Origin of the sequence: Hyalangium gracile (assembly GCF_020103725.1) — a bacterium.
Lineage (GTDB): Bacteria > Myxococcota > Myxococcia > Myxococcales > Myxococcaceae > Hyalangium > Hyalangium gracile.
Window position 1 is genome coordinate 97,482 of the sequence record NZ_JAHXBG010000015.1, and the last position, 23,871, is coordinate 121,352.

Below are 23,871 nucleotides of genomic sequence, written 5' to 3' on the forward strand. Positions count from 1 at the left end.
CCTCCCGTCTCCCAGGCAAGGGAGAGGATGCCCACTCCCCTCCCTTCCGGGGACGCATGAGTCTCGTCGGTGCCGAGGCGCTGGTGGTGCTCGCCATGGGCAACCGAGCCGCGCCCATCCTCCCGGACCTGCCCACGCTCATCGTCGATCACCACCCGACAACCGAGTTCCCCGAAGGCGCTCAGGTCCTCTCCAGCCATGGCCATGAGCCCGTCGTCCCCAGCAGCCTGCTCACCTATGCCCTCGTCTCTCCTTTGATCATCCCGGGCCCCCTGGAGTGGCTGGCCGTCCTGGGCACCGTGGCGGAGCTCGGCCCCGACGCTCCCCTGCCCTCGCTCAAGGACGCGCTGCGTCGTGCCGGCCGCAAGGCCGTGACCGAGGCCGTCGCCCTGCTCAACGCGGCGCGGCGCTCCACCCACTTCGCCGCGTCCCTGGCGCTCGAGGTGCTCATGCGCGCCGGCAGCGCCTCCGACATCGATGAGGGCCGAGTCCCCGGCGTCGATGCGCTCCGCGACTGCCGCCTCGAGGTCCAGCGCGAGGTGGCCCGCTGCTCCAAGACACCTCCCCGCATCGCGGGCAACGTGGCGCTCCTCCTGTTCAGCTCCGGTGCCCAGGTCCATCCCCTGGTGGCGATCCGCTGGGCCCAGCGCCTCCCCGAGCACATCGTCATCGCCGCCAACGCGGGCTACCTCCCCGGCCGCGTCGACTTCGCCCTGCGCAGCCGCGAGCCTCGCGACCTCATCGCCTTCCTGCGCGGGCTCGACCTGGCCCCCGTCGAGGGCGACTTCGCCCACGGCCATCCCCATGCCACCGGAGGCAGCCTCTCCTCCCGGGACTTCCTCCGCCTCACCGAGGCGCTCGGTTTCCGAGGACTCCAGGCCCACGACGTGGAGCGGCGAGGCGTCGCGCCAGGCTGAGCCGCGAGGAACTCTCGCCCATATATAAGGAGGGGGATGCCCCAACCCTCCTTCGTCCTCCCACTCCTCCTGGTCTCCTCACTCCTGGCCTGCTCCAGCGACTCCGACGAGTGCGACCCGTTCACCTTCGAGCAGGCTCCCGAGGCCTCCACCACGCACGTGCTGTGCTCCAGCACCACCTGCGGCAACGGCCTGAATCCGCCCACCGCCGGCCCTCACTGCTCCGCCACCCTCTCCTGCCAGACCTACACCGCCGAGCAGAACCCCTGCATCTGGCTGCACAACCTGGAGCACGGCCACGCCGTCTTCCTCTATGACTGCCCCGACGGCTGCCCCGACGAGGTCGCCAGGCTCGAGCAGGCCCGGAACGAGGCCAAGGTCGGCTCCAATGGTGTCCGCCGGGCGCTGATCACCCCCGCCTCCGGCCTGCCCCACCGCATCGCCGCCATCCTGTGGCGCCGCGCCTATCTGGCCGACAGCGCCGACCCCGCCGCCCTCCGGTGCCTCCTCCGATTCCAGGATCAGGACGCCCCGGAACCCGGGCTTGCCTGTTCTCCCTGACCTTATTTCCTGAGAGATTCCGAGGTCTTGACCCCACACCCCACCACAGGTGGGGCCGGGTGATCCTTTGTGATTATCGAGAATGAAGAAACAATTCCCCCGTCCTCCCGATGATTCAGGGAATTCCCTAATCCTGAGAGCGTGAAATTCATGGTTGCTCCGGTTCAAAGCAGTGGCAGCAGTACATCAAGCTCGTCAGCGGGAGACTCCGCGGCAGCCGCAGCCGCAGCCGCAGCCGAGGCTGCCCGTCGCGCCGAGGCCGCCCGGAAGGCCGCTGAAGCGGCTCGCAAGGCAGCAGAGGCCGCCGCAGCCGCGGCCAAGGCCGCCAAGGCCGCCGCCGAGGCCCAGCAGCAGGCAGCGGCGAAGGCCGCCCAGGCCGCCAAGAAGCCCAACCAGACCCCCGCCGAGGCCAAGAAGTCGGCGGATGCGTCCAAGGCCGCCGAGAAGTCCGCGCAGCAGAGCGCCACCAAGGCCACCAAGGCGGAGCAGGCCTCCCAGGCCGCCGCCAAGAAGCTGCAGTCGGCCGAGGAGAAGGTGGCCACCTCCGCCAAGCAGGCCGAGAACCTCATGACGCGGGCCAACAAGCTCGCGACCAAGGAGAAGGTCCAGGGCCCCGCGCCGTTCTCCGAGAAGCAGATCAACGACATCAAGGCCAAGCCGAACGAGATCGCCTCGGCCTTCGAGGGCGCCTCTTCCGCCAAGAAGAGCGAGATGCAGAAGCTCCTCGGCACCGAGGCCTCGCCCTCCCAGGCCGAGACGCAGAAGAAGATCAACGCCGACAAGCAGTACGAGCTGCTCTCCAGCAAGCCGGAGAACCGCGAGACGCTCGACAAGCTGGGCATCAAGAGCGGCAATGATCTGTCCAAGTTCGGCGACCAGCTCGAGGTCCAGGCCAAGTCGGGCGGCGCCGCCGATCCGAAGCTGGCCGAGGTGAAGGACAAGGAGGCGCTCACCCGCGTCATCCAGGCCGCCGGCGAGACGCGCACCGACGAGGCGTCGAAGAAGACGTTCAAGGATCCGGTGTTCGCCCAGACGGTCGCCGAGGGCCAGACGCCCCAGGAGGCCAGGGAGGTCTCCGAGGGCGCCCAGAAGCTGGGGCTCACCGAGCGCGAGGCCACCAACCTGGTGCGCTACCAGGGCGCCCGCAACGCCGTGCGCACCCTGTTCAAGGAGCCGCCCGCCTCGCCCGCGCAGAAGACGTCGGCGCTGCTCGCCCTTGGCCAGCAGGCCGGCAACATCTTCCCGCCCGAGACGCTCCGCACGAAGCTGGGCGACATCGGCAACCGCGTCTACGGCAACGCCCTGCCGGGCGCCAAGGCGCTGGCGGACTCGATCGCCGCCTTCAGCGATCCGAACGCCAGCGGCCAGGCCAAGGCCAAGGCGGCTCTGAGCCTGGCCACCGCGGCCAAGAACACGCTGGGCGCCGAGGTCTTCAAGGACCTGGCTCCCGAGCTGCGCAAGGCGGACGGCCCGCTGCGCGCGGCGGGCGCGGCGCTCACCCTGTTCGACCCGAAGGCCAAGCCGGAGGACCGGGTCATCGCGGGGCTGCAGCTGGCCGCCGAGCTCCCGGGCGTCGGGCGCGACCTCAAGCAGCTCAAGGATCTGCTCACCGAGGCGCGCGTGCCGAACCCGGAGGCCATCATCCAGGGCGGCGCGGACCTGCAGGACTCCACGCTGCGCAACCTCCCGCCCGAGGTGCAGTCGCGCCTCAACCCGGGCCAGGTGGCGGACATCGCCCAGGCGGCCGACAAGGTCGACGCGGGCGAGCTGGGCAAGGCCCTCCAGAACGTCTCCGATCCGGCGGCGCTCGATGAGGTGCTCAAGCAGGTGAAGAACGCCCCGGACGGGGATGCGGCCACCAAGTTCCTGAAGACCGCCGCCGCGCTCGATCCGAAGCTGGCCAACGAGGCGCTCAAGAACCCCCAGATGGCCGAGAAGCTGGCCAGGCTGGGCACCACGCTCATCGACGATCTGAACAGCCCCATCAACCAGCTCGGCGACGTGCTCAAGGCGGTGAAGACGCCCGAGGCGCTCGGCAACCTCACCGACAAGCTCGCCGCCATGAATCCGCCCGGCGACGCCAACAAGCTGGGCAAGGTCCTCAAGGGCCTGGACAAGGACGAGCTCGACAAGGTCCTGAAGAACTCGGACTCGCTCGACAACGTCGCCAAGATGGTCAAGGGGCTGGACGACGGCGCCGTCGACTCGCTGGCCCGGACCATGAAGAACATGGACGCCGGCGCGGTGGACGCGCTGTCCAAGCTCGGCTCCAAGGTCCCGCCGGAGCTGCTCAGCAAGACGATGGGCCTGCTCAAGCCGGTGCTCGAGAAGGTGGACAGCCGCCTCATCGGCGAGGGCTTCAAGCTGCTCGACAAGATCGTCGGCAAGATGGGCGTGCCGCTCACCGCGGACGTCGCCGGCAAGGTCTTCAAGAACATCGCGAAGATCGTCCCGGCCGTGGGCGCCATCCCGGGCCTCGTGGATGCCGTGAAGCTCGGCAAGGAGTCGATTGAGCTTCGCGACAAGAACAAGGACCTGGGCTACCTGGCCCTGGTCGGCTCCAAGCTGAACGCGGTGGACTCGGTGGCGGGCCTGGTGCTCGACGCGACGGGTGTCGGCGCGGCGGTGGACCTGGCCGCTGGCGCGGTGTTCGGCATCGCCGAGCTGGCGCTGGACATCGGCCTGTCCTCCGAGAAGGCCAAGATGGAGGCGGCCCAGGCGGAGGGCAAGGAGTACGAGGCTCCGGACTGGGTGAAGGGCGTCAACCTGGTGGGCGCGGCCGCGCAGGGTCCGGCGGGCGCGTTGGACCTGGTGGCCTACTACGGCCCGAAGGAGGCCTTCGAGCTGGCCAAGTGGGGCCTGGAGAAGGGCGGCGAGCTGGCCAAGAAGGGCCTGGAGCTGATCGAGAAGGTCGGCGGCCCGTTCGTGGAGTTCGCCGCGGACGCGGTCGGCGCGCTCAAGAACGCGGGCGAGGCCGGCGTCGAGGCCCTGGAGACGCTGGCCAAGGGCGGCTCCGAGTTCGCCAAGAAGGCCGCCGAGGAGGCCGGCGAGGCGCTGTACGACATGGCCAAGACGTCCGGTGAGGCGGCGAAGAAGGCCGCCGAGGCGATTGGCCGCGGCGTCGAGGCTGGCGCCGACTGGGCCAAGGAGGCGGCCACCGAGCTGCTCAAGGACGGCGTGGGCGCGATGAAGGATGTCGCCAAGGCCTGGGCCGACAACCTCACCGACGGGGCCAAGGCCGTCATCGACGGGCTCGAGAAGCTGGACGACCTCGGCGTGGAGGCCCTGAAGGATCTGTCGTCCGCGGGCGGCGAGCTGGCGGACTACAGCGTCGGCAAGCTGAAGGACCTGGCCGAGTCCGGCGTGGACGCCGCCAAGGACGCGCTCAACGGGCTCAAGGACCTGGGTGGCAAGGTCGGCGATCTCGCGGGCAGCGCGCTCGACGGCCTGGGCGACCTCGTCAGCTCGATCAACCCCCTCGACTGATCCTCGAGGGTGAAGCACCGGCGTGGGGGAGCGAAATCCCGTCGCTCCCCCACCCCGAGAAAAAATTCAAACGCCGCGTAGACCGAATGAAGCGCCCACGCGTTCGAGTCACATCTCTTCGAACGCGGAGCCTCATTCCATGTCCCAGTCCACGCTGCGCCGTCTGTCCCGCTGGGGAAGCACCCTCCTGACCCTGAGCCTGGTCCCCGGCTGCGTCTCCCGGAGCGCCCCGGAGGCGGCCGTGGCCCAGACCGAGTCCCTGGCTCCTCACGCCGACCGGATGAAGCAGTCCGAGTTCGCCGCGCGGGAGAAGAGCGAGGCCCCCGCGCCGAGCACCCCGGCCGAGGCCAGGCCCATGGCGGTGGCCGCGCCAGCCCCCATGGCCGAGCCGGCCCAGCCCCTGATGGCCCCTCCGCCCCCGCCTCCGCCCGCGCTCTTCCGGGCCGAGCCGGCGAAGCGGGCGCTGGGTGCGGCCTCCGGGAAGAAGCACATGTCGCGGGAGTTCGCGACGGGAGAGGCCCATGCCCTGGACGACATGGATGGAGTGAGCGCCCCGGAGGGAGGCAACACCTTCGAGGCGCACGCGCCCAACCCCTTCACCGACGCTCGCGAGGACGCGCTCTCCACCTTCGCGGTGGACGTGGACACCGCCTCGTATTCGCTGGCGCGGCGCTACCTGACGCAGGGCAGCCTGCCCCCGGCCGAGTCCGTGCGCGTGGAGGAGTTCGTCAACTACTTCAAGTACCGCTACGCCCCGCCGCGGAAGGGGGCCTTCACCGTGCACCTGGAGGGCGCGCCCTCCCCGTTCGGCGGCGGCCGTCACTTCCTGCGCGTGGGCGTGCAGGGCAAGGTCGTCTCGCGCTCGGAGCGCAAGCCGGCGCACCTGGTCTTCCTGGTGGACACCAGCGGCTCCATGCAGCCGCAGGACCGGCTGCCGCTGGCCAGGGAGGCGATGAAGATCGCCGTGAAGAACCTCAACGAGCACGACACGGTGGCCATCGTCACCTACGCCGGCTCCACGCGGGACGTGCTGCCGCCCACGCCGGCCACGGACCATGAGCGCATCTACGCGGCCATCGACTCGCTGCAGTCCGGCGGCGGCACGGCCATGGGCTCGGGCATGGAGATGGCGTACCGCCACGCGGTGAAGAAGGCCTCCGGCAACACGGTGTCCCGCGTCATCGTCCTCTCGGATGGGGACGCCAACATCGGCCGCAACGTCACGCCGGGCGCCATCCTGGAGAGCATCCGCAACTACGTGGCCGAGGGCGTGACGCTGTCCGCGATCGGCTTCGGCATGGGCAACTACCGCGACAACATGATGGAGAAGCTGGCGGACCAGGGCAACGGCAACTGCTTCTACGTGGACAGCTACCAGGAGGCCAGGAAGGTCTTCGAGACGCAGCTGACCGGCACGCTCGAGGTGATCGCCAAGGACGTGAAGGTGCAGGTGGAGTTCAACCCGGCGGCGGTGCGGCGCTACCGGCTGGTGGGCTACGAGAACCGGAACGTGGCGGACCGGGACTTCCGCAACGACAAGGTGGATGCCGGCGAGATCGGCGCGGGCCACAACGTCACCGCGCTGTACGAGGTGGAGCTGACCGGCGAGCAGGAGCCGCTGGCCACGGTGCGCATCCGCGCCAAGGAGCCCAACGGCACCGAGGCCGCCGAGCAGCTCTTCCCGTTCGAGCGGAGCCAGCTGCGCTCCTCGGTGCAGGCCGCGTCGTCGGACTTCCGCTTCGCGCTGGCGGTGGCGTCCACGGCGGACATCCTGCGCCACAGCCCCTCCGCGGAGGGCTGGAGCCTCGTCACGGCTCGCAAGCTCGCGGAGGGTGCCACCGAGGGCCAGGCCGAGCGCGCCGAGTTCGTGAAGCTCGTCACCCAGGCCCAGGCGCTCATGGGCGCCTCCGCCGCGCGGTGAGCCGCCCAGGGTAGTGGGGTGAATACCCGCCTGCCGCTCTCCATCCTGGAAGGGGCCCTCCGTCGGCTCAGCCCGGTTCGCCCGCCTCGGGAGCAGCGGCGGGCGCGGCGGCGGGCGCGGCGGTGGCCAGCTGCGCCTCCTTCTTGCCCTCCGGCACCTTGAAGCCGACATACGTCCCGGAGCTGATGCCCATCAGGCCCAACAGCGTCGAGCTGAACTCCGGCATCGCGAGCCCCTTGTAGACCGAGGTGCAGAAGATGATGCCGAGCACCAGCGTCCAGACGAAGAGCTGGAAGCGGTAGAGGCTGAGGTTGCCGGTCTCATCCGTGAGCACGTCGTTCAGGAAGCCCCGGGTCTCCAGCGGCTTGCCGGCCTCGGCGGGCACGGCGCTGGAGCCCTGCAGGGCCAGGGGCTGCTTGCTCTTGTCGATCAGCGACGAGGCCAGCGCCGTCCCCGTCCCGATGCCCAGCAGCGCCAGCACCGAGTCCGTGATCGTGTCCAGCTCCCCGTTGATCATCCAGATGAAGACGTAGGCCACGACCACGAGGAAGAACCAGAAGGCCATCTGGAACAGCGCGAGGTTGTAGGGCCTCCTCGTGACGGGCACCGTCGGCGAGCCGCTGCGGATCAGCCCGCCCTTCCGGCAGAGATGGAAGAAGATCAGCCCCGCGGCGAGCAGCACTCCACTGAAGAGGAACAGCATCGGCCGAGGGATGATCTCGAGCTGGAAGTTCGTCACGCTGCTCGAGATGGAGAACTGATCGGTCGAGCCCACGCTGATGCTGACCGGGCGCAGGTAGCGGGACGGACTGCCGAGCAGCACGTGCCAGGTGTCATCCGACTGGGGCGTGCGCAGCAGCCGGTAGCGCACGTGCCCGCTCCCCACGTCGCAGGAGATGGGCTGCAGGCCCTTGATGGCCATGCCATCGATGAAGAGGATGAGCCCGTTGCAGTTGTTGCTCGTCTGCTGCAGCAGGCTCGCGAAGTTCTGCACGTGGATGGAGATCTGGTCGTTGAGGTTGGCGATGTTCCACTCGCCCTCGGTGTACGAGTGCGCGTAGTAGACGCGCGGAACACCTCCGTCATCCGCGACCTTCGGCGCATCCGGCGGTTCGATCTGCGCGAGCACCGGAATCGAGAAGAGCAGGCTCGCGAGCAACACCCACAGTTGGCGCATGATCCCTCCCACGCTCAGTGTAGACGACCGAGCGTGGGAAGCGCAGGATCCGGCCTCAGCGCGCCACGCGGCGCAGCACCCGGGCGGTGCCCTCGACCTCCGTCACCATGGCGTCATGGCTGGCGTCGAGCTCCTCGTAGCCCCAGTTGCGCTCCAGCGCCTTGGCCCGGAACGACAGGAACGTGTCCCGCGAGAACCACGGCCTCTTGCAGTGGATGTACACCTTCTGGATGCGGGAGAGCGCGCCCCAGCTGAACGTGAGCGGCTCCTCGAAGGTGGCCATCGGCTGGGAGCGCAGGCGCGGGGCGACATAGGCGATGTGCTCCGGCTCCGTGAGCCCGAACGCCTCCGGCGGGAAGGACGGCATCATCGTCATGTCCTCGGCCGGCGGCGTGAAGGCGATGGCCTGGAAGAACGACTGCCCGGGCTCGGGGATCACCGCGTCGAAGTAGACCAGCTTCTTGATGCGCCCCGGAACGGCGGCGGCCACCCCGGTGATCACCATGCCGGAGTAGCTGTGCCCCACCAGGATGACGTCTCGCAGATCCTCCATCTCGATCATCGAGACGATGTCCTGCACGTGCGTGGAGAGCCCCACGTCCGGCCGCGCCAGGTGCGCCCTGTCCCCCAGCCCTGTCAGCGTCGGCGTGTAGACCCGGGCGTTGTGGGCCCGCAGCCGGGCCGACAGGGCCTGCCAGGACCAGCCGCCGTGGAAGGCCCCGTGGACCAGGACATAGGTGGGATGGTGATCGCTGCTTGCCAAGGCCGTGCCGGATGATAGCAGGAGCGCCATCGCCGCCATTACCGCCAGAGTGGAACGCATTTCTCTCTCCTTTGCGAACTTTACTGATTTCCAGGATAATAATGACGAATGGAGATGCAATTTTCCACTGTAGCGACAATTAATTGCAGGAAAGCGCCACAGGCGTGGGGGTGGCAGAACAGGCGCGGCGCTCGTGTGAGGGCTCGAAACCCAGGTGCGCTCCCCCCTGGCGCCCCCTTCCATACACCCTCCGAGGAGCCACGGCCGTGACGATGCACTCACCCAAGCGACAGCCCCTCCCCTTTGGGGACTACCTCCTGCTGGACCGTGTCGGGGTTGGCGGGATGGCGGAGATCTGGCGGGCGAAGATGTTCGGCGCGGAGGGGCTCGGGAGGCTGGTGGCGCTCAAGCGGATCCTTCCACACTTCGCGGACGACGAGGAGTTCATCTCGATGTTCCTCGACGAGGGGCGGATCGGCCTGCAGCTGCTGCACTCGAACCTGGCGCAGGCCTTCGAGCTGGGACAGATCGGCCCCTACCCCTTCCTCTCGCAGGAGTACGTGCCCGGCAAGTCGCTGGGAGAGCTGTTCGAGCACTTCCAGCAGGCCTCCCGGCCGATGCCGCTGCCCATGGCGTGCTACTGCATCTCGCGGATGTGCTCGGGGCTGGACTACGCCCACCGCAAGACGGACGGGCACGGGCGGGAGCTGAACATCGTCCACCGGGGGCTGTCGCTGGATGACGTGCTCATCTCGTTCGATGGCGAGGTGAAGGTGATCGACTTCGGCATCGCCAAGGCGGCCGGGCGGGTGACGCAGACGCAGCCGGGCATCCTCAAGGGGAAGATCGGCTACATGAGCCCGGAGCAGATCGACGGGCTGGCGCTGGATCGGCGCTCGGACGTGTTCGCCATCGGGGTGTGCCTGTACGAGCTGCTGTCAGGGCAGCGGCCCTTCGTGGGAGACAGCGACCTGGCCACGATGGAGCTGACGCGCAAGGCGCAGGCGACGCCGCCGTCGGTGCACAACCCCTACATTCCCCGAGCGCTGGATTCCATCGTTCTCAAGGCGCTCACCCGGGAGGTGAAGGGGCGCTACGCGTACGCGAGCGAGCTGGAGGAGGAGCTCCAGCGCTTCCTCATCCACCGCGACGCGGACTTCGACCAGGAGGATCTGGCGCGGTACATGCGCTCCACGTTCGCCGAGGATCTCCAGCGCGAGGCCCAGCGGCAGCGGGAGTACGCGCGGATCCAGCCGCCGAACGACTTCGACATCCACTGAGCGGCGGCGCGCCTGGCGCTTTCAGGGGGCGCCGCATTCCTGCGAGACTCGGGAGGTTCCCTCTCTCGGAGCGTCCCCATGCGTCAGCCTGCCCTGCTCTTGCTGCTGCTCAGCCTCACGGGCGCCGCCCACGCCGCCAATGACAAGGCGCTGTGGAAGGCGGTCTTCCAGCTCGAGGATCCGGAGCGAGCGCAGAGCGCGGCCTCGCTGCTGCGCTCGGGCGGTGCGGCCGGCTACGACGTGCTGTCGAAGGTGGCGCGCGCGGGGGGCGAGCGCGCGGCCCTGGGCGTCGCGGGGTATCAGCTCAAGTGCCACATGTTCGGGCCGATGTTCTTCATGGCCCACCGGGGCGGAGAGGCTCGGCTGCCCGCGAGCGCGGCGAAGCTGGCGACGGAGATGCTCCTGGAGAACAAGCCGCTCCGGGAGAAGCTGCTCGGCTCGGAGGAGCCGTTCGATCGGGCGCTGGCGCTGCTGGTCTCGGCGGGGGTGCCCGGGGCGCTGCCCGCGGCGCTGAAGCGGCTGCATGACGAGAAGGAGCCCCGAGTGCTGGAGACGGTGGAGGCCGCCTCGAGCTGCGCGAGGATGCGCACGGGCGAGAAGGTGGACGAGCGGGCGGAGCAGCTCTCCCGGAGGCTGGAGAAGACGGACCAGCAGCCTCGCTGCGAGGAGGACGAGGCCGGGGTGGAGAAGCTCGTCGAGGGGCTGCTCAAGGGGACCGCCTCCATCTCCGGCTGGTCACGGAGCGGTGACGAGTTCACCGTCACGATGAATCGAGGGCCGGACAAGAGCTCGAACCTGAAACCGCCGTGCGCCCTGGCGCTGTACGACGCGCTGACGAAGCGAGGCAGGTACGAGCCTGGGCTGGTCCTCCCGATCGTCGAGCAGCGCATGCTGGCGCGGAGCGTCCGGGACGCGGTGGGGCGCCGGGCGGTGAGGGATCTGGCGAACTACCCGGAGGCGGAACGGAACAGGATGGCCGCGCAGCTGGTCGTCGCTGGCTACGAGGTGCCCGTGAAGGTGACGTACAAGGCGGACGACACGTTCGGACAGGCGCTCGAGCTGGAAGCCGCCGCGCGTCAGGGCAGCAAGCAGGCGCTGGCGGACATCGAGCGGTTCGTCTTCTGCCGGGGCACCTTCGGGAGTGAGGGCCTGGCGCTGCTGGGGTACCTCAAGACGCCAGACGCGGCGGCGACGGCGTACCAGCTGGCGGAGCGGTGCCCCCACGCGATCGCGGCGGGGACGGCGGCGCTGGTGCGGATGAAGGATGAGCGAGGGCTCCAGCTGCTCGGGAAGGCGCTGAAGGGGCTGAGCTTCGGCCAGGAGGACCTGTACCGCGCGGCGATCGACGCCTACACCCCCGCCCTGGGGCAGGAGCTGCGCAAGCTGGCGGCGAGCGACGAGGGCACCAGCGCGAAGGATCTGCTCAAGAGCCTGAAGCTCGCGGGAGTCACGAGCGACTGAGCTACGCCTCGAGGAAGCGGCGAGCGTCGGGGGGAAGCTGGGTGAAGCGCACGCCCATGCGGTGGGAGGCCTCGGGCTCGCTGGCGGGGTGGGCCCAGACGACCTCGCCGCGGAAGGGCAGCTCGCGGCCGGCGACCTCGACGGTACCGTGGAGCTGGGCGCCCGGCATGAAGACGAAGGGCGCCTCGAGGCTGAAGCCGCCCGCGGAGACATCCGCGGTCCGCGCGGGCAGACGGTTTCCGAGCATCAGGGAGAGGCTACGGGCGTGACGGAAGGAGCGGGTGTCGAACATGCACACATGGTGATACAGGCCCGTAGCCGCGCAAGTTTCCCGCCCCGCGTGCGGGAGTGGCTCACGCCAGGCGCACCTTGAGTCGAGCCGCGTACCGGCGGCTCATGGGGAGCGGGTTGCCGGCGCCGCGCACGTGGACGTGGAAGCCTTCGTCGGATTGCACCTCGACGCGCTCCACGCACTCCAGGTTGACGATGGTGCCGCGGTGGATGCGAACGAACTGGCGCTCCGGCAGACGCTCCTCCCACTCGGCGAGCGGACGGGTCATCAGGTAGCGCTGCCCGTCCCGGGTGACGAGCTCCGAGTAGTCACCCGCGCTGCACAGACACGCGATGTCGCTCACGCGCACGAAGCGAGCGCGCCGGTCCGCCGAGAGGAACAGGTGGTCCTCGGCCGTCAGCGGCCGCCCCGCCTCGGGAGTCGGAGCGGGAGTCGTGTGCTTCAGCAGCCGCTCGACGGTGGCGCGCAGCCGCTGGGGGTGGACCGGCTTGAGGAGATAGTCCAGCGCGTTGACCTCGAAGGCCCGCATGGCATGCGCGTCGTAGGCGGTGACGAACACCACCTGGGCGCGGAGCTCCACACGCGAGAGCAGATCGAAGCCCGACGCGCCCGGCATCTGCACATCGAGGAAGATGACGTCCGGATCCAGCTCGGCGATGCGCTGGATGGCCTCGTCGACGTCCGCCGCTTCGCCCAGCACCTCCACCTCGGGATGAGCGCGGAGCAGCGTGCGTAGCTCGCCTCGAGCGAGCCGCTCGTCATCCACCAGCAGGGCGCCCAGCCGGGTCTTCATGCCGCCTGCCTTCGGGCCAGCTCCACGGACAGCGTGGCGCGGACCCAGCCACCGTCCTCGCGCAGCTCGAAGCGGTGGCGGCCCGGAAAGGCGTGGGCCAGACGCTCGCGAATGTTGGTCAGGCCGGTGCCTGTGCCCTCCACCCTGCCCTTCACCTCCGTCGAGTCACGGGGCGAGGGGCGCAGGCTTCCGGTGTTGGACACCTCCACCTCCAGGCCATTGCCCACCCGCGCGGCGCGGATGCGCAGCTCGAGGGGCCCCTTGCGTGCGTCCAGTCCATGCTTCACGGCGTTCTCCACCAGCGGATGAATGAGGAAGCCTGGCAGGCGGACCTCCTCGGCGTGAGGCTCGACGTCGAAGGTGACGCTCAGCCGCTCCTCGAAGCGGATGCGCTGGATGGCCAGGTAGCTGCGGACGGCGCGCAGCTCATCTCCCAGCGGCACGTCGCGGGCCTGGGTCTCCAGCAGCGAGTAGCGGAAGAACTCCGCCAGCTCGGTGATCATGTTGCGGGCGCGGCCTGGATCCTCGTCCACGAGGGCGCGGATGGAGTTGAGCGCGTTGAAGAGGAAGTGCGGGTTGACCTGGTAGCGCAGCATCTGCCAGCGAGACTCGGAAGCCAGTGAGAGGGCTCTCAGTGCCCGCTCCCGCTCGGCCTCGAGATCGAGCCGATAGGCGTAGCTGAGGAATAGGCCGATCCAGGCGAGCAGGACGATGTCGTAGTTGAGCAGATCGTGCGCGAAGTCCGGGTGGATGACGGGTTGGCTCCCGGTGGCCGAGCGCAGGACGACGAGCCACACCGCCGCCAGGGGCACCGAGCTCACAAGGCCCGCCAGGGCCAGCACCCACGCGCGAGGCTTTCGGTCCCAGAGCCACGAGAAGAGGAAGGCCAGGCCCGCGCTGATGGCGAGTCCGATGAGGGACCGATAGCCCTTGAACTGGATGACGGCGAGGTGCCGCACGAAGCCGCCGCTGATCAGTCCTGGAAGGGACAGCACGTAGCAAGCGATGGCATAGGCCAGCCACCCGAGGAACTGCACCTTCCAGAACCGCGCGCCGAGCCGCATACGCGTGTTCTACCTCGCCCGGCGGTGGAACACCTTGTTGATGACCTTCCAGGAGCCATCCACCTTGATGACGGTGAGATAGTCGGTGAGGAAGGCGTCCGGATAGTCGAGCTCCACCTTGGCCACGCCAACCTCGCCCGTGACGTCCAGGCTGACGATGCGGCGCTTGCGGCGGGCCTCATCCGCGGCGGGCTTGCCACTGACGCCCGAGATGTACTCGGCGGCGGTGCGCTGGTTGAGGGCGCCCTCGCGGATGAAGAACATCTTCATGTCCGGGTGGAACGCCGCGCGGAAGTGCTCGGGGTTGCCGGTGGCGTGGCCCTGGAGGTACAGCTCGACGGCCTTGCGCGCGCCGGCCTCGTCCTCCGAGGATGCCGGGGTGCCACGGGCCTCACTCGTGATGAGGACGCTGCCCAGGACGACCAGAGCGACGGCGATGGTGCTGCCAATGTAGAGCTTCATGGTGTGTATCTCCTCTCCTGCTGTTGTGAAGGCGTGTTGACTGCCGTGAAGGTGTGAGATCGGCCGTGGGGGGGAGGACCGCGCTGGCTCAGAGCTCCGCACGGGCGGCCTGGAGGGCGCGGCGGACGCTCGGAGAGGGCCCGTAAGGGTTCTCGTTCGCGCTGAGGCGAATGAGCGACGAGAAGGGAGGGCTGGCGCGAGGAGAGACCGATGTGGGAGCGCGAGCCAGGGACTCGGCGGCCAGACCCGCCATGGCGAGGCCGCCGCCCACGAGAAGCTGTCGTCGGTGGAAGTGCATGCGCCAGGAAGTAGCGAAGGCACGGCTCGACGAGGAGGGGGCGTTCTTCGAGCGGCGAAAAGACCCGGTGAGCGGCGCCCCGCCCCGACGAGCGGCACCACGCGGCACGCCAGCAATCGGGGAACTGGGGGTCGGTGGAACTCTCTACCCGTTCAGGCTGACAAGGAACCCTGTCGCCCCTGTCGGCTGAGCGTCCGACCAACTGGTCCTACAAGCAGACCAGTTCGCGCCCAAAGTGCAGCCGGAGGGGGGGCAGTGAACCGGTGTACCCAGGAAACCGTGTGCCATGGGAGAGCGGGACGGCCGGCGCGGGAGGACCCGTCAGCTGACGGGGGGACCCGCGCCGAGACGAGGGACCCGCGACCTGCGGACCCGACTCCGCGGACCCGTGCCCTGCAGGCCCGCGTCACTCGGGTTGCATCCACCCAGGCGGTTCAGCGCAGCTGGATCATGGCCTGAACGAGCGCCAGGGCCTCCGTCACCGTCTGCCAGACCTGCATGGCACTGAGTTCCTCCTCGCCGGCCTGGAGGCTGCGCTTCGCCGCCTTCTCCAGAGGCTCGAGAGCCGCCTGGATGAGCGCGACCTGCCTGGGCAGATCCACGGGCATCGGCGCGGAGGCCGCTCGAGCGAGCGCAGGAGCTACCTGCACGGGCCGCTCGGCCATGGTCGCGACCGCCTTGGTGAGCTGCTCCATGAACGGCGCCAGGTCCGTGGCGGGCGCCGCGGCCGAGGGCGCCGCCGCCGGTGCCTGCAGCGAGCGCTCCGCCAGCGCCTTCAGCACCTTCGCCAGGTGCTGGAGGTACGGCGAGAGGTCCGGCGCGGGAGGCACGTTCACCACGGGCGCCGGAGCCTGAGGAAGCGGTCGCTCCTTCACCTCGCGAGCCACCTGAGCCACCTCCAGCACGGCCTCGCGCAGCGCCTCCAGCTTCGGAGTCACCGCCGCCACCGGATCCTGCCCGGGCTTCCTGTCCTGCTGGCCCTTGCGCACCGTCTCCGCGGCCTGGCTCACCGCCTGGCTCACCGCGCCGAGCTGCTCCTCGATGGCGCTGAGCTGACCGGTGACGCGTGCCACCGGATCGTCCTCCTTGCCGCCCATGCGCTTGACCCGCGCGAAGCCCTGCTTGATCTCCTCCCAGCGCTTCGCCTTCTCCGGGGTGAGCCGCCCGCGCATCTCCGCCAGCTTGAGCAGGTTCTGCTCCGCCGCGGTGGTCAGCGTCTGGGACTCTCCCTGGTAGTGGTCATCGATGAGCCGCTCGAGCTCCTCGTCGGTCATCGCCGCAACCACCTTCTCGGAGAGCTTGTTCATGTTGCGGTAGCTGCCCTGCAACTTGAACGCGGGCTCGGTCCGGAAGCGCTCGTCCTGCGCCGCCGAGGCGATGTACTGCAGGTTCACCTTCAGCAGCACCTTCTGCACGCTGAAGAGCCGCTGCAGCACCGCGGTGATCTCCTGGATCTCCGCCGCCGCGTAGGCGTACGAGAACTCGCCCGTGTTCACCTCTTCGCCGCGCGCCATCCGGATGAACTTGTGGATGTCCCCCGGATCGCGCGTGGCCAGCGGCGCCAGCGCCGGGTTCGACGTCAGCGAGTTCTCGATGTAGCTGAGCGCGAACAGATCCTCCTTGCCATCCAGGATGTCGCCCAGGTTGTACGTGTCGGCGCGGTTCGCGAGCATGTCCGGGATGCGGAAGCGCTCGCCCGTCTCCGTGTACGGGTTGCCCGCCATCACCACGCAGAACTTCTTGCCCCGCAAGTCATACGTGCGCGTCCGCCCGTTCCACACGCCCTCGATGCGGCGCTGGCCGTCGCACAGCGAGATGAACTTCTGCAGCAGCTCCGGATCCGTGTGCTGGATGTCGTCGAGGTAGAGCATCACGTTGTTGCCCATCTCGAACGACAGGTTGATGCGCTCCACCTCCTGCCGGGAGGTGGCGTTGGGCGCCTCCGCCGGATCCAGCGACTTCACCGAGTGCCCCAGCGCCGGGCCGTTCACCTTCACGAACGTCAACCCCAGCCGGCTCGCCACGTACTCCATCAGCGTCGTCTTGCCGTAGCCGGGCGGAGACATGAGCAGCAGCATGCCCATGCGATCCGTGCGCTTGTTCTCCCCCGCCGCCCCGAGCTGCTTGGCCAGGTTGGCGCCAATCAGCGGCAGGTACACCCCGTCAATCAGCTGGTTGCGGACGAAGGACGAGAGCACCTTGGGGCTCATCTCCTCCAGCCGCAGCTTCCTGCGCTCGCGCTCCAGCTGATCGCGCAGCACGCCGCGGTAGGCGTGGTAGGCGGGCACGCGCAGCTGCCGGAACTCGCCCAGCCGCGCCAGGAACTCGTCCAGCCGCAGCGTCATCTTTCGGTCCGTGATGCGCGGGTGCTGGCCCAGCAGCCCCGTCACCTCCAGCGCCGTCAGTGCCCCCGCCTCCTGGCGATCCAGCTTGCGCTCGGTGAGCAGCAGCACCGCGGCCTCCACCGCCACGTGCGCCGCGGCCCCCGGGCCTCCCTCGCGCTGGGCCAGGTACGCGTCCAGCCACGCCCGGGCGATGCGCAGGCGCTCGGGGAGGTTCTTCTCCAGGCCTCGCAGATCGTCCTCGAACGCCGGCCGAGTCCCCTGCCGATCGAGCTGGCTGATGAAGGACTCTCGCAGCGCCACCGCCTCGGAGCTGGTGGTGAAGCGCGGCCGATCCTCCGCCAGCTCCTCCACCAGGTAGCGCCCGGCCTGCCGGGCCTCCGCGGGTGAGTGAGCGATCTTGTGGGCGCTGAGGAAGGCCCCCACGCGCTCGCCCAGCTCATCCCCGAGCACCGTCAGCTCCGCCACGCTGGAGAACACCTTGCGCAGGCGCGCCAGGCTGCGCGCCCGGCGGTGGAACACGGCGCGGCTCGCCTCCTCCGTGTCGAAGGCCCAGAACAGGGCGGCCCAGGCACGCGGCGTCGGAGCGAAGCGCAGCAGCCCCGCGCCCTGGTGCAGCGTGAGCAGCTTCTCGAGGATGCTCACCGCGTCCGCGTCGTGGATGCCGCGCTCATAGCCCTCGTCGAAACGCTCGGCCGAGTACGCACGCACGCGCTCCAGCAGCGTGCCCGCCGTCACGGCCTCGTGCAGGGCCGTCAGGCTCACGCTCCCCTTCCCCTCCTCCGCGTCCGCGAGGATGCACGCGGCCAGGTACTCCGACCGGTACACCTCGCGCGTCTCGGAGACGAGGTGCTGGTCCCACAGCTCCCGGTACTTCTCCAGCTCCGGGTCCTCCAGCTTCTGGGCGTAGTCCGTGCCCGTCAGCTGCATGTAGAGCGCGCCGTCGCGCGGCACCAACGTCAGCTCCAGCGGCTGGGTGTTGACGTTGAAGCGGTACTTCCCGAACTTGATGACGGCCTGGCCGTCCTCGAACAGATCCTGCCGATCCCTCAGCGCGCGCAGCGCGTCCTGGCGCGCCGTCTTGATCCGGGACAGCACCTCATCCGACCGGACGCTGTCCTGCAGCTCCATCAGCTGGTCGGCCAGCTGCCGCAGCTTCTGGACCATCGAGTCGGACGCGAAGTACGTGTTCAGCTCGTCGTCCGTCTTGAAGGACTTCCCCCGGCGCTGCACGCCCACGAGGATGCGCTCGGCGGCGCTGAACAGGTTCTGCGCGCGACGCTGACGCTCGTCCACCAGCGCCTGCTTCTTGGCGCCGAACGCCTCCAGCAGCTCCTCACGCTTCTGGGTGATGGGCCCCAGGAACTCGTCGAACTCGCCGAAGCGGCCCTCCAGCTCCTCGAGCTGGACGGTGATGCGGGACAGGCCCTCGTCGCACTTCTCGGGCGAGTCCGCCACCGCCAGGCCGCTCTCGATGTTCTGCGTGAGCAGCTTGAACTGGGCGCCGAACTCCGCGCGCTTCTCGCGGCCCACCAGCTCCTTGCGCTTCACCTGGAGCCCGGCGCGCACCCGGTTGAGCCGGGAGAACAGCTCGGACACACCCTCCAGGATCTTCGCGCGCGCCAGCGGATCACCCACCTGGAGCCCGCCCACCACCTCGCCCAGCACCTCCAGGCCCTTGCCCACCGTCTCGATGTCCTCGGCGAGCGGGGCCAGCTCCATCGTCGTCTGCACCGGCTCCAGCTTCGCCAGCAGCACGTCCAGCCGCTCTCCCACCGGCTGCAGCGCCTCGCCCTTCTGGAAGAAGGTGACGCACTCGGCGCTGACGCGGTCCGTCTCCTCGACGACCTGCTTCTCCAGCGCATCCACTCGCGCCAGATCGATATAGCGGATCTCCTTGAGGGAGATCAGGTGACCGCGCTGCTGGCGCAGCTCGGTGAGCGCGTGCATGTACGCGTCGGCGTTCGTCAGCTCCTCGGGCCGCACCTTCAGCAGCAGGGCCTGCTGCTTCGCATCCGCGCCGGCGATGGCCTCCACCGCGCGCTTCTGCAGCGCCTGGACCTTCTCGAACTCGTCGATGATGAGCTCGGAGGTGCGGCGCAGCGCCTCCATGGGCTCCTGCAGCTTCACCTCGGCGTGGCCCAGCCAGTAGTACGCGTCCAGCGCGCGCGTGACCGAGGTGATGAGATCCTCGTACGAGCGCCGCGTCGGCTTCTCCGACTTCGCGATGCGCTGGAGCGTGAGCGCGTCCGAGATGCCGCGCACCAGCTCCGCGTTGCCCACCTTGCCCAGGTACCCGGGCGCGGGCGGCAGGGTGGCGGCGTGCTCGGCGGAGACGAACGGCGTCTGCCAGATCTGCATCGGGTGCACGCGCGTGGGCTCGTTCGTCGCGGCCTTGAACACCACCAGGCAGCCGTCCCCAAAGAGGCTGTAGCCGTGCCCGATCAGCGGGTTCTGCACCTCCTTGCGCACCAGGTTGTACGGGAAGAGGACGTAGCTGCCCTCCTCGCGCCGGTGGAAGATGTAGAGCACGTCCTCGCCGTTAGGCGAGCGGATGGACCGGGTGAACTCCATCCCCTCCGAGGTGCCCTCGAAGACCTTGTAGTCCCCCGTCTGCAGGTAGAAGCCGCCGGGGAAGATGACGCCCTGATCCTCCGGGAGCCGGACGCAGGCCTGCCCGATGGCGTCGATGCGCACCACGTGCTGCGTGCGCGTGTTGAAGACCAGGTAGCGGTGCGCCTTCTCGCGGAACGGCAGCACGCGCAGCAGGATGAGGCCGCCCACCTTCGCGTAGGCGATCTCCGCGTCATCCAGCGACTGGTCCGCGTCCTCCACCGGCTCGCTATAGATGCCCAGGCCCGAGCTGGTGTTGTCCTCCACCTTGACGGTGAGGTCTCCCTTCACCGTCTCCACGAACACCTGATCCAGGATGTTCACGTGCGGGTGGGTGCCAAGCACGTAGTTCTCGCGCGACGTCACCGTCCACTCGAAGTCGTGCGACGGCGGGAGCACCAGATCGCGCTCGCCCTGGTTGTCGATGTAGGTGGCCTTGCCCTCGACGTCGATGCTGAAGCGGAACACCTTGATGTCCCGCAGCGTCTGCCCCGTCTGGAAGACGGCCAGCAGCCGAGACTCGGTGCGGCTGAGCTGCAGCAGCTTCGCGTCCTTGTAGTACTTGTAGAGCTCGCCGAAGTCCTTCACGAAGCGCGGATCGGCCAGGAAGCCGCCGCCCTCGGTGGGGGGCACGGTGGAGAGATCGAAGCCCTCCGCCGTCTTCTCGAACTTGTGCAGCGAGAAGACGTCCGCGACGACCGTCTCCTTCTTCAGTCCGATGAAGACGTTGTAGCCGAAGAGCAGGTACTTCCCGACGCTGATGATGTCGCGCGGGACGCAGTTGTTCTCCGTGCGGACACGCTCGTTCCCGATGACGGTCAGCTCGGTGCCGCCGAAGAGCGCCTTGCGCCGCGCGTTGAGATCCGCGGCCCGAGTGCCCAGCTCCTCCGCCTGAGCCAGCAGGCGGGCACGGATGACCTCGTAGCTGCCGCCCTCCAGCGTCGTCTCGCCCGCGGGTGCGGTGGCCGCGGGCTTCGCGCCGTCAGTTGCCATGGTGATTCACCGGGAAGAACAGGGATCGAGAGAACAAAGCACCCTCGCCTCCTGTCCGCTCCTCGGTGGAGGGACGGGAGGCAAGGGCTTCATGCGGCGCGACGACAGCGCGGGCCTACTCCTTGGACTTCTCCGCGGAGACCGGCCGGGCGCTGCTCTCCACGACGGGCGAGGGCTGCGCGGCCACGGCCGGCGGCGGAGCGCTGGTCACCATGCGGTGCAGCAGCGCGGCCACCGCCAGGTTCTGCGCGTCATTGGTCAGCCCCGGCTTGGAGAGGATCTCCTTGAGGTCCGCCGGCAGATCCTTCTCGCCGGACAGGTAGCCCTGCGTCACCGTGCGCAGCGCCTCACCGTGATCGAGCGCGCCATCCACCGACACGCCCACCGTGACGGCCTTGACGAAGCGATCGAAGAACTGGCCGTCGCCGCCGACGATCTGGAACTTGGCGTGGCTGAAGGCCTCGGCGAGCACCTTGGACTGAGCCTCGGCGACGTCCTTGCGGACCCGGATCGCCTCGAGCTCCACGTCCCGCTCCTTGGCCAGCCGCAGACGGAACTCCTCGTGCTCCTTGCCCACCCCGTCCAGCGCCTTCATGGACGCGGCCTTCTCGGCCAGGCCCTTGGCCTCGGCCATCAGCTTCTCCTGGATGGAGACCGCCTCGGCCTCGCCGCGCTTCTGGATGGCGGCGGCCTCGGCCTCGAGGGTGCGCGCGTGCGCCAGGCCCTTCTCCTGATCGCCCGCGGCCTCGGCCAGCATCCGCTTCTGGAGGGCAGCGGCCTCGGCCTCCTGGATGCGCGCCTTGGCCAACCCCTTCTCCTGCTCACCCGCGGCCTCGGCCAGCAGCCGCTCGCGGATGGCCTCGGCCTGCGCCAGGCCCTGCTTCTTGATGATCTCGGCCTCGGCCTCCTTCACGCGCACGTTGGCCAGGCCCTGCTTCTCGCTGGCCACGGCGTCCGCCTCGCGCACGCGCACGTTGGCCAGGCCCGGGGCGGCCGTCTCGGCCTGGACGCCCTCGGCCAGCCGCGTCTTCGCCTTGGCCGTCTTGTCCGCGGCCTCGAGATCGGCCTCGGCCAGGGTCAGCCGCTCCTTGGCCATGAACTTGGCCACCTCGTTGCTGGCCTCGGCGGCCTTGATGTCCTTGACGAGCTTCTCCTGCGCGTGAGCCTCGGCGGTGATGAGCAGCGCGTCCTTGTTGCGCTTGGCCTCGGCCGTCACGCGCAGATCCTTGATGCGCTCCTCTTCCTCGGCCACCGTCTTCTCCACGGCGATGCGCGCGCGGATGACGTCCGCGATGGCCTTCTTCTCCGCCTCGAGCGCCTTCTCCTTGGCGATGCGCTGCAGCTCCGTCTCACGCTCGCGGTTGATGGCCTCGAGCATCCGATCCTTCTCGACGCGCTCGCTCTCCACGCCCACCACGCGCTCGCGGTTCTTCTCGGCCACCTCGACCTGACGGTGCTTGTTCTGCTCGTTGATGAGGATCTCCTCCTCGGCCTTGATGCGCGCCAGCTCCGCCTTGGCGCGCTCCTCGGACTTCACGCGCTCGGCCTCGGCCGTCTCGCGGGCCTGGATGCTCTCGATCTCGCGCTTCTGCTTGGCGGCGGCCTCGGCGCGCTGGCGCTCGAGGGCGAAGATGGCCTCGTCCGACTCGACGTTGCGCTTGGTGATGGCCATGCGCTCGTCCTGGCGGAACTCGTTGGTGCTGACGTTCTGCACCGTGGTCAGCTCGGTGATCTTCCGGATGCCCTGCGCGTCCAGGATGTTGTCCTTGTCGAGCATCTCGACCGGGGTCTGCTCCAGGAAGTCGATGGCGCAGTCCTCCAGCATGTAGCCGTTGAGATCGCGGCCGATGACGCGGACGACCTGGTCCTTGATCTCCTCACGCTTGGTGTAGAGCTCCTCGAAGTCGAAGCTCTTGCCCACCGTCTTGAGGGCCTCGGAGAACTTGGCCTCGAAGAGGTTCTCCAGCGTCTCCTGATCGCTGGCGCGGGCGCAGCCGATGGACTGGGCGACCTTGAGCACGTCCTCGCGCGTCTTGTTCACGCGCACGAAGAACGTCACCTTGATGTCCGCGCGGATGTTGTCCTTGCAGATCAGGCCTTCCTTGCCACGCCGGTCGATCTCCACCGTCTTCAGGGAGATGTCCATCACCTCGGCGCGGTGGATGATGGGGATCACCACGGAGCCGGTGAACGTCACCACGGGCTCGCTCTTGAGCGTGTTGACGATGAGGACCTTGCCCTGGTCCACCTGGCGGTAGAACCGTGCAATGGTGAAGAGGGTGCCAAAGACGATGACGACGGCTCCGCCGCCGATGGCGAGTGCGCTGACTGGATCCATTGCGTTCCTTCTGGGGTGAGAACGGCGGGCTTTGTATTACGCGCCAGGAGTCCCCCGCAAACGGCCTTCCTGGAGCGGAGCAAGCAAGCGACGCGGGTGCGCCGCGGTGAGTCCTAGGGCACCCGGTCCCGGGCGCGAGCGGCGATCGCGGCGGCCTTCTCCGGATCACCAATCTGGGCCACTTCCTCGGGAAGCAGCCAGTCGACCGGCTCCACCTCGTACACGTCCCGGGCCGCGTCGTACCCGAGGATGAGCGCCTGATCGCCGCGCTTGAGCTGGTTGGCCTTGGAGCAGAAGACGTTGAGGATGAGGCCGGCACCCCCATCCTCGAAGGTGGCGTGGCCGAAGGTGCCGGAGACGCTGCCGCTGTTGATGGTGCACACACGGCCCATGAGCTCCTGACGGCCGGGAGCCTTCTTGGCGATGAAGATGGGGCGCAGCGGCCGCACGGCGAGCGCGGCCAGGAGCGTGCCGAGCACCAGGCTCAGCAGGAAGATGCCGCCGCTGAGGACGACGCCCGGCAGCACCGCGCCGAGCAGGTTGAACGCCGCGTCGCGGCTCAGGAAGGAGAGCGTCCAGGAGGCGAAGATGACGAAGCTGGAGGAGATCGTCACCGGGATGCCCGCGAAGCCGAGCGCGGAGAAGAGCCCCGCCGCGTCACCATCCACATCGTGATCGTGTCCAGGGGCATGGCCGTGGGCATCCAGCACACCGCCCGCGGCCTTGGCGCCGCCCTCCAGCACGCCGCCCGCCGCCTTGGCGCCGCCTTCCAGCAGGCCACCCGCCGCCTTGGCGCCGCCCTCGAAGACGCCGCTGGCGGCCTTGGCGCCAGCGGAGAGATCGACGTCCCCGTCCAGCACGTCGATCCCGACCGCGCCGATGATGACGAAGAGCCAATAGGTCAGCGTCACCCCCAGCAGGATGGTGAAGAAGACGGTTGGGAACGCCAGGATGGATTCCAGGAAGGTGCTCATCGGCCCCAGGACGTGGATTTCGCGGGAGTCTAGACCAGCCGGGGGGCTGACAGGGAAGCCCTCCCCCCCACTTGACTGCCTGCTCTACGTGCCACCGGCCTGTAGCGGATTTGCGGCAAGGAAGCAGGCTGCGCAT

Annotated in this window: 15 protein-coding genes; 6 read left to right on the forward strand and 9 right to left on the reverse strand. The window is 68.9% G+C overall.

Annotated elements, in window-relative coordinates:
• The first annotated feature begins 56 nt into the window (after positions 1-56).
• From KY572_RS28165 to KY572_RS28180, 4 genes are all read left to right on the forward strand, one after another.
• The gene (locus tag KY572_RS28165) at positions 57-917 is read left to right on the forward strand and encodes a hypothetical protein (protein WP_224246078.1); all 861 of its coding nucleotides are present in this window, start codon (positions 57-59) and stop codon (positions 915-917) included.
• Between the two features lie 36 nt (positions 918-953).
• Positions 954-1,478, forward strand: a complete 525-nt coding sequence (locus KY572_RS28170) for a DUF3105 domain-containing protein (protein WP_224246079.1) — start codon at positions 954-956, stop codon at positions 1,476-1,478.
• Between the two features lie 141 nt (positions 1,479-1,619).
• A complete protein-coding gene (locus KY572_RS28175) occupies positions 1,620-4,964 on the forward strand; it encodes a hypothetical protein (protein ID WP_224246080.1) in 3,345 nt (1,114 codons plus the stop codon).
• A 139-nt stretch (positions 4,965-5,103) separates the two neighbouring features.
• Positions 5,104-6,885, forward strand: coding sequence for a vWA domain-containing protein (locus KY572_RS28180; RefSeq protein ID WP_224246081.1), 1,782 nt, complete (start codon positions 5,104-5,106; stop codon positions 6,883-6,885).
• Positions 6,886-6,952: 67 nt separating this feature from the next.
• Here KY572_RS28180 and KY572_RS28185 read toward each other — a convergent pair whose 3' ends face one another.
• Together KY572_RS28185 and KY572_RS28190 are read right to left on the reverse strand one after the other, a co-directional pair.
• Positions 6,953-8,062 (reverse strand): hypothetical protein, encoded by a 1,110-nt coding sequence (locus KY572_RS28185; protein WP_224246082.1) that lies wholly within the window; start codon positions 8,060-8,062, stop codon positions 6,953-6,955.
• Between the two features lie 55 nt (positions 8,063-8,117).
• A complete protein-coding gene (locus KY572_RS28190) occupies positions 8,118-8,885 on the reverse strand; it encodes an alpha/beta hydrolase (protein ID WP_224246083.1) in 768 nt (255 codons plus the stop codon).
• A 212-nt stretch (positions 8,886-9,097) separates the two neighbouring features.
• On the opposite strand from KY572_RS28190, the gene KY572_RS28195 reads away from it, so the two are divergent.
• Positions 9,098-10,105 carry a serine/threonine protein kinase gene (locus KY572_RS28195; protein WP_263452076.1) on the forward strand — a complete coding sequence of 336 codons (1,008 nt, stop codon included), beginning with the start codon at positions 9,098-9,100 and terminating at the stop codon, positions 10,103-10,105.
• Between the two features lie 78 nt (positions 10,106-10,183).
• Positions 10,184-11,566, forward strand: a complete 1,383-nt coding sequence (locus KY572_RS28200; RefSeq protein ID WP_224246084.1) for a hypothetical protein — start codon at positions 10,184-10,186, stop codon at positions 11,564-11,566.
• Between the two features lies 1 nt (position 11,567).
• Here KY572_RS28200 and KY572_RS28205 read toward each other — a convergent pair whose 3' ends face one another.
• The 7 genes from KY572_RS28205 to KY572_RS28235 all read right to left on the reverse strand — a co-directional run bounded on the left by KY572_RS28205 (position 11,568) and on the right by KY572_RS28235 (position 23,735).
• On the reverse strand, positions 11,568-11,858 hold the full coding sequence (locus tag KY572_RS28205) for a PilZ domain-containing protein (protein WP_224246085.1): 291 nt from the start codon (positions 11,856-11,858) through the stop codon (positions 11,568-11,570).
• Between the two features lie 61 nt (positions 11,859-11,919).
• Complete coding sequence (locus tag KY572_RS28210; protein WP_224246086.1) at positions 11,920-12,651, reverse strand: LytR/AlgR family response regulator transcription factor; 732 nt, start codon at positions 12,649-12,651, stop codon at positions 11,920-11,922.
• The gene (locus tag KY572_RS28215; RefSeq protein WP_224246087.1) at positions 12,648-13,715 is read right to left on the reverse strand and encodes a sensor histidine kinase; all 1,068 of its coding nucleotides are present in this window, start codon (positions 13,713-13,715) and stop codon (positions 12,648-12,650) included. The genes KY572_RS28210 and KY572_RS28215 overlap by 4 nt, the downstream gene beginning before the upstream one ends.
• Positions 13,716-13,724: 9 nt before the next feature.
• Entirely contained in the window at positions 13,725-14,177 is a 453-nt protein-coding gene (locus KY572_RS28220; protein WP_224246088.1) for a nuclear transport factor 2 family protein, read from the reverse strand.
• Between the two features lie 732 nt (positions 14,178-14,909).
• The gene (locus KY572_RS28225) at positions 14,910-20,423 is read right to left on the reverse strand and encodes a DNA repair ATPase (RefSeq protein ID WP_224246089.1); all 5,514 of its coding nucleotides are present in this window, start codon (positions 20,421-20,423) and stop codon (positions 14,910-14,912) included.
• 115 nt (positions 20,424-20,538) lie between these two features.
• Positions 20,539-22,761 carry an SPFH domain-containing protein gene (locus KY572_RS28230; protein WP_224246090.1) on the reverse strand — a complete coding sequence of 741 codons (2,223 nt, stop codon included), beginning with the start codon at positions 22,759-22,761 and terminating at the stop codon, positions 20,539-20,541.
• Positions 22,762-22,874: 113 nt separating this feature from the next.
• Positions 22,875-23,735 (reverse strand): hypothetical protein, encoded by an 861-nt coding sequence (locus KY572_RS28235; RefSeq protein WP_224246091.1) that lies wholly within the window; start codon positions 23,733-23,735, stop codon positions 22,875-22,877.
• Positions 23,736-23,871: the final 136 nt, after the last annotated feature.